This is a genomic window from Dolichospermum compactum NIES-806 (assembly GCF_002368115.1).
In the GTDB taxonomy this organism is placed as follows: domain Bacteria; phylum Cyanobacteriota; class Cyanobacteriia; order Cyanobacteriales; family Nostocaceae; genus Dolichospermum; species Dolichospermum compactum.
Genome location: NZ_AP018316.1, coordinates 3,304,197 through 3,310,420 on the forward strand (window position 1 = coordinate 3,304,197; position 6,224 = coordinate 3,310,420).

Sequence of the window (6,224 nt, forward strand, 5' to 3'; positions counted from 1 at the left end):
GGTAGGCACGGGGGCGCTACCCCTACATCTTATATTCTGATATTAGTCAAAGAAAAATCAGGAAAATTCTGTATTCATAACCTTGCACAAAACTATAAAATTATCTTTGCCAGTGACATTATGAATATGAGCGATTACCCTGATTTATCTAGGTTTTATAGGCAATTAGGATATTATAAAAATAGCGTAAAAGGTGAATCAGATGGTTGTCACAATTTCTCAAGCTGAAAAAATCCAGTTGGAGCCTTGCTATTAAATCTAACATGGGAAACTCTGGAAAAATTAGATGGGGATTTGGCAGAAACTGGAGCGCAATTAACTTATTTAGATGGGTGTTTAGAAATTATAGCTCCTTTATCTGATGCTCATGAAGAACTTAAAAATACTTTAGGTCAACGAACATCGAGATCCAGGAATTCTCGGCTTTGCTGCTAATATGAGCCAACCCCTATCATTTTTATAAGGGAAATGCCGAAAACCCTTGAAGATGTAGCTGACTTAGGAAGCTACATCTGTGCTTTAGACAAGGGATGAAAGCTAGGTGCAGGATTTATCCTGCATTGATTTTAATCCATATTCGTGATACAACTATATTGTCACTAAAGACGTAAAAAGCTACCGAGGGACTCTCGGAAAGTTACGCTTGTCAGATATGATTTCGCCCGCCAGGTCCAACGAAATCAGGGCAAGAACCCAAATATTTAAGGCAGTGCCTGAAACTGGGCTAACTGAGGGATATAGACTGAAACTCTCTATAGAATCTCCGCGTCTAAAGACGCGGAGAGTGTCAATCTTAATTGAAACAGACAACTGTGGGTGAACTATATCGCTTTCTTATTTGCCAAAATTGACAGAAGCTGTAGGATAATTCCACCCACAATCCTATCATGCCCTACTAGCTCAATGGCGAGTTCAGCATCAGCGCCGGAGTAATTTATGGACTTTTAAGATCGGAACAAACCAAACATCTATTTCCTGAACTTCGCTTTTAACATCTTTACTGGTTTCTACCTTACCTAGAGGTGCTAATAATTCTTCTAGATATTCTTTGGCCAGTTGGTCGTGGTCGTGGGGTTGTCGTGTCATCATTCCCCGCTGGGTTGTCAGCTTGACTATTCTGGTATTTATTTTAAGATAGTTCTTCCTTATCAGCTTCACTTTAGCAAATTTAAAATCAATTGTCAAGCATCTAAATACTGTTTTTGCGCGAAAAATCAAAGGTTAATTAACCACTAAATTCGTCAATTCTGCGCTAAGTGCCAAAACAGCATACACTTTTTGTGAATTAACCTCACAAAGGGAGTTGACTATGACTAAGTTTTTATTCGTAACCGATTTAGATCATACTTTCGTAGGGGATGATCAGGCATTATTATTGTTGAGCGATCGCTTGCAAAGTCATCGTCAACAATATTGTACAAAAATAGTCTACTCCACCGGGAGATCGCCTGTCCTTTACCGCGAACTCCAACAGGAACAAAATCTCTTTTCCCCAGATGCGTTAGTTCTGTCTGTAGGTACGGAAATCTATTTGGATGGTAGCAATATTCCTGACCCAGAATGGTCAAACATTCTTTCTCAAGGTTGGGATAGGCAAAAAATCCTATCTATTACTGAACAATTCCTAGAATTAGAGCTACAACCAGATACGGAACAACGTCCTTTCAAGGTCAGTTTTTTCCTAAAAGCAGAATTGTCGGGAATCTTACCACAACTTGAAGCGGAGTTGCAAAAAACTCAACTAAATGTAAAGTTAATCTATAGTAGTGAAATTGACCTTGACATTTTACCCCATACCAGCGATAAAGGTCAAGCAATGCAGTTTTTACGACAGAAGTGGAAATTTGCAGCCGAGCAGACTGTTGTTTGTGGCGATTCGGGTAATGATATTGCTTTATTCGCTGTTGGTAGGGAACGGGGAATCATTGTCGGGAATGCTCGTCCAGAGTTACTCCAATGGTATCATCAGCATCCTGCGGACTACCGTTACCTCGCCCAAAACCGTTGTGCTGCTGGGATTATGGAAGGTTTAAAATATTTTGGTTTCCTAGAATGATTAGCTATCTTAAAGGTATTGTCGCCGGTGTCCAAGCCATTACTCCTAATCGCGTCATCTTGACCTTAGAAGTCAATGGCACAGGTTACGATTTACAAATTCCCCAACGTCTGGCTAACCAGTTAACCTCAACTGGGGATGTGATCCAAATCTTTACCCATTACCAGATTCGGGAAGAAGTACCCATGCTTTACGGTTTTTCTTCTCCTTCCGAACGGGATTTATTTCGCCATTTGCTCAGTGTTAGCGGTATTGGTGCAGCATTAGCGATCGCTCTCTTGGATACAATGGAATTACCAGAGTTAGTCCAAGCCATTGTCGCTGCTAACGTCCAAATGCTGATTCAAGCTCCTGGAGTGGGCAAGAAAACCGCTGAACGCATCTGTTTAGAACTCAAGAGTAAACTGATCGAATGGCGCAAATCAGCGGGCTTCTTCGTCGCTACGGGTGGACCTGCACCAGGAATTTTAGAAGAAGTGCAAATGACTCTCTTTGCTTTGGGATATACTGCCCATGAGGTTAGTAACGCCCTGCACGTAGTTAGCGAAGATATTGGTTTACCCAAAAATGCCTATGTGGAAGATTGGATTAGACAAGCGATCGCTTATCTCAGCAGTAGTGAAGTAGAGTGTTCATAATTCATCATGAATAATAATCCCTATGCTTGGATAAATGAATCTCTGGCTACTATTCATCGGGCTGACTGGTATCGTTCCGTACAAACGATTCACAGCCAACCCGGTGCAACTGTGGTCTTATCTGGGCAAGAGGTTATTAATTTTGCCAGTAATGATTACTTAGGATTAGCAGGAGATGAACGCTTACAAACAGCCGCCATTACTGCTATTCAAGAATTTGGCACTGGTAGTACAGGTTCTAGATTACTCAGTGGGCATCGAGAAATTCACAGAGAATTAGAACAGGGAATCGCATCTACCAAACAAACCGAAGACGCATTAGTATTTAGTTCTGGTTATTTGGCGAACTTAGGGACAATTGCGGCCATAGTCGGCAAAAGAGACTTAATTTTATCTGATGAATATAATCATTCCAGCTTAAAAAAGGGGGCAATTCTCAGTGGTGCAACCGTGATTGAATATCCGCATTGTGGTACTGCATTACTAGAAGAAAAATTACAAGAACACAGAAAGAATTACCGACGTTGTTTAATTATTACCGATAGCGTCTTTAGCATGGATGGTGATTTATGTCCATTACCCCAACTCCTAGATTTAGCTGAAGAATTTAGTAGTATGCTACTTCTCGATGAAGCTCATGCTACGGGAGTCATGGGCAAAACTGGGGCTGGTTGTGTAGAACATTTTGGCTGTACAGGTAGGGAATTAATTCAAATTGGCACATTAAGTAAAGCCTTGGGGAGTTTGGGTGGATACGTCGCCGGAAGTAGCTCCCTAATTGACTTTTTACGCAATCGCGCCCCTAGTTGGATTTATACTACAGCCCTTTCTCCCCCAGATACAGCAGCAGCAATAGCCGCTATTAAGATAGTGCGAGAAGAACCCCAAAGGCGATCGCAACTGTGGCAAAATGTCAATTATTTAAAACAATTAATTACAGAGAATTTATCTAACTTAAAGTTATTCCCCACAGAATCGCCGATATTATGTTTTCAATTGCCTAGTGCAGCAGCAGCATTAACAGCCGGAAAGCATTTGCGAGAATCAGGAATTTTTGCCCCAGCCATTCGTCCCCCCACAGTTAGCACCAGCCGCATTAGGATATCTGTAATGGCTACCCATGAGTTAGGACATCTTCAGAAATTGGTAGAAGTGATCAAAAGCATGGAAGAATGAGAGTAAAAATACAGGACTGAAAACATAAGGATTCAGGAGACAGAATGAATCAGAGTTTTCGATATTAATATTTTTAAGTGATGATTGATAGGGGTAAAATTAGGTATTTTTAGGTGAATTTATGACATTTTCACCTGATGGGTAATTAATTTTTTCTGTTAGAATGTACCTTTGTAGTCATCTATATAAATTATTATCTTGATAATGAACTCCTTTCCTCCTAACCGCGCTACTAATCTCAAGGCGGCTTTTCGCGCTTGTGATGTTGCTCCTCTAGCAGCTACAGATATTGATCGCTATTATGTTGATTTATCAAAAGTCCGCAAAACGGAAGCAATTGAAAGTATCAACACTCGCTTAGACTTTCTTGAACCTGGGGAATTTTGTAGCTTATTGTTTACTGGACATCGGGGATGTGGTAAAAGCACTGAATTAAAACGAATTCAGAAAAAATGGGAAACTGAATATAAAATCATTTATATAGAAGCCGATTCAGAATTAGATGTTTTAGATGCAGAATATACAGATTTATATTTAGTAATTATCAAAAAAGTTGCTGAGGAATTGCAAAAATTAAAATTAAATTTTGATGATCAGCTTTTGAAAAGTTTTGAATCTTGGTTTAAAGAAATTACTCAAGAAAATGAACAGACAGTTGAAAAATCAGTAAGTGCAACTGCTGAAGCGGAAGGAGGAATAACAATTCCCTTTATTTCTAAGCTATTAGGCAAGATTCAAGCCCAAATTAAAGGTGCTGATAAGCAAAAAATTACAATTCGTCAAAATTTGCAAAAAAATATCGGTCGCTTACAGGCAGATATAAATTTATTGTTAGGAAATGCTTTTGTTAAATTGAAAGCCAAATATAAAAATTCTCAGCAATATCAAAAAGGTTTTCTGATTATTTTTGATAACTTAGACAGAATACCGCCCAATGTAGCCAAGCATTTATTTTGTGATTATGCTGCTCAATTACAAAGCCTGAATTGTACAACTATTTACACAGCCCCAATTTCTATAGTTTATTCTGAAAATAATCTCACCAATTCCTTCGATACCCCCAATATTGTACCGATGGTAAATATATATGAATTTGATAAAAATAACGTTAATCTACAACATAATCAAAATAGTCTCAAAGCAATTGCTAGTGTAGTTGAACAACGAGTTAATATAGATGCAGTATTTGAATCTCGACAGCTATTGTCAGAATTATCCCAAGCGAGTGGTGGTCATGTCCGTCAGTTAATGCAAATAGCATCACAAGCATTTCTCACAGCAGCAACTCGCGGTCATAATAAGGTTAATGATGATGATCTTACCTATGCTATTAAACAAGAACAATTTAATTTTGAGCGGAGTATTTCTACAGCTTACTATCCTGATTTAGCTGCGGTGTGTGTAAATAAAGATGTTTCTAAAGACGAACTCTCTAGGTTAATGTTATTTAACCTTTGGGTTTTTGAATATAACGGCAAAAATCGCTGGAATTATGTTAACCCCGTTGTGAGGAAAATCAATGCTCTCCAAGAAGCAATCACATCAGCTACAAACAATCCTTGAAGTGAATTTAGAAAACTCAGCTTTTATGCAAATTAATCAACAGTCATTAGGGGAACTGTTGACATTTGTTGATTTTGCTGATGAGAAGCTCACAATTGGATTTGTTGCTGTCAACTTTGCTAAAGATAGAAATGCTTTAATTGAAATTATTAAAAATCATCATCAATGTCAAGATATTCAGTTTGTGGTTTGCAACTTTGCAGATTCAAATTTAAGATTTTTACGAGATGCTATTTTTGAAGAACTACAAAAAATCCCAAGAGAAGAAAATAAAAAATTAGTCTTAATTATTATTGGGTTAGAAAAATCTATTGGGTTATTTGGTGAATATCCTGCTGTACTCCAAGACCTAAATTTTATTCGGGATGCTTTTACAAATAGTGTTCCTCACCCAATACTGATTTTTTTACAAGATGATTCGCTAAAACGTTTAGCACAATACGCCCCAGATTTTTGGGCATGGAGAAAGGGAGTTTTTTATTTTCAAACAGCCCAATCTACTAGAGAATTAGCAATTGACATAACTCTTAATTCTGAAAGAATATTAGAAAGTTTAGATTTACCCGAAAAACAAGAACGCATTGATTTACTGGAACGCTTGCTGATGGAACCGGCAACAGATAAAAACAATCGGATTAATATTTTGCGGGAGTTAGGGGTAGCTTACAGAAGTATTGGTGAGATAAAAAAAGCAGAGAATGTTTTATTGGATGCTTTGAACTTAATTGATGATGATGAAAATTTAATCAGTAGGAAAGCAAATATAATCCATGAATTAGGATATATCTACA

At 38.0% G+C, this 6,224-nt stretch carries 6 protein-coding genes and 2 pseudogenes; 7 read left to right on the plus strand and 1 reads right to left on the minus strand.

Annotated features, from left to right (window positions below; translation table 11 throughout):
• Positions 1–228: pseudogene (locus CA730_RS25695) on the plus strand (hypothetical protein); the annotation flags it as partial.
• 18 nt (positions 229–246) lie between these two features.
• On the plus strand, positions 247–435 hold the full coding sequence (locus CA730_RS15530; protein ID WP_197705449.1) for a hypothetical protein: 189 nt from the start codon (positions 247–249) through the stop codon (positions 433–435).
• 483 nt (positions 436–918) lie between these two features.
• Here CA730_RS15530 and CA730_RS24510 read toward each other — a convergent pair whose 3' ends face one another.
• Positions 919–1,089, minus strand: a complete 171-nt coding sequence (locus CA730_RS24510; protein ID WP_157749991.1) for a hypothetical protein — start codon at positions 1,087–1,089, stop codon at positions 919–921.
• Between the two features lie 220 nt (positions 1,090–1,309).
• Here CA730_RS24510 and CA730_RS15535 point away from each other — a divergent pair, with 220 nt between their 5' ends.
• The 5 genes and pseudogenes from CA730_RS15535 to CA730_RS25195 all read left to right on the plus strand — a co-directional run.
• Positions 1,310–2,056: a sucrose-phosphate phosphatase gene (locus CA730_RS15535; RefSeq protein ID WP_096668621.1), complete on the plus strand. Its 747-nt coding sequence runs from the start codon at positions 1,310–1,312 to the stop codon at positions 2,054–2,056.
• Complete coding sequence (ruvA, locus tag CA730_RS15540; RefSeq protein ID WP_096668623.1) at positions 2,053–2,694, plus strand: Holliday junction branch migration protein RuvA; 642 nt, start codon at positions 2,053–2,055, stop codon at positions 2,692–2,694. Before CA730_RS15535 ends, ruvA begins: the two co-directional genes overlap by 4 nt.
• A gap of 6 nt (positions 2,695–2,700) precedes the next feature.
• Complete coding sequence (gene bioF, locus CA730_RS15545; protein ID WP_096668626.1) at positions 2,701–3,870, plus strand: 8-amino-7-oxononanoate synthase; 1,170 nt, start codon at positions 2,701–2,703, stop codon at positions 3,868–3,870.
• A 204-nt stretch (positions 3,871–4,074) separates the two neighbouring features.
• Complete coding sequence (locus CA730_RS15550) at positions 4,075–5,433, plus strand: ATP-binding protein (protein ID WP_096668628.1); 1,359 nt, start codon at positions 4,075–4,077, stop codon at positions 5,431–5,433.
• A 25-nt stretch (positions 5,434–5,458) separates the two neighbouring features.
• Positions 5,459–6,224: pseudogene (locus tag CA730_RS25195) on the plus strand (tetratricopeptide repeat protein); the annotation flags it as partial.

Bases quoted from the DNA above. Each gene is read 5' to 3' on its own strand.
- CA730_RS15550 (WP_096668628.1), top strand. From the start codon at position 4,075: ATGAACTCCTTTCCTCCTAACCGCGCTACTAATCTCAAGGCGGCTTTT.
- ruvA (WP_096668623.1), top strand. From the start codon at position 2,053: ATGATTAGCTATCTTAAAGGTATTGTCGCCGGTGTCCAAGCCATTACT.
- bioF (WP_096668626.1), top strand. From the start codon at position 2,701: ATGAATAATAATCCCTATGCTTGGATAAATGAATCTCTGGCTACTATT.
- CA730_RS15535 (WP_096668621.1), top strand. From the start codon at position 1,310: ATGACTAAGTTTTTATTCGTAACCGATTTAGATCATACTTTCGTAGGG.
- CA730_RS24510 (WP_157749991.1), bottom strand. From the start codon at position 1,089: ATGATGACACGACAACCCCACGACCACGACCAACTGGCCAAAGAATAT.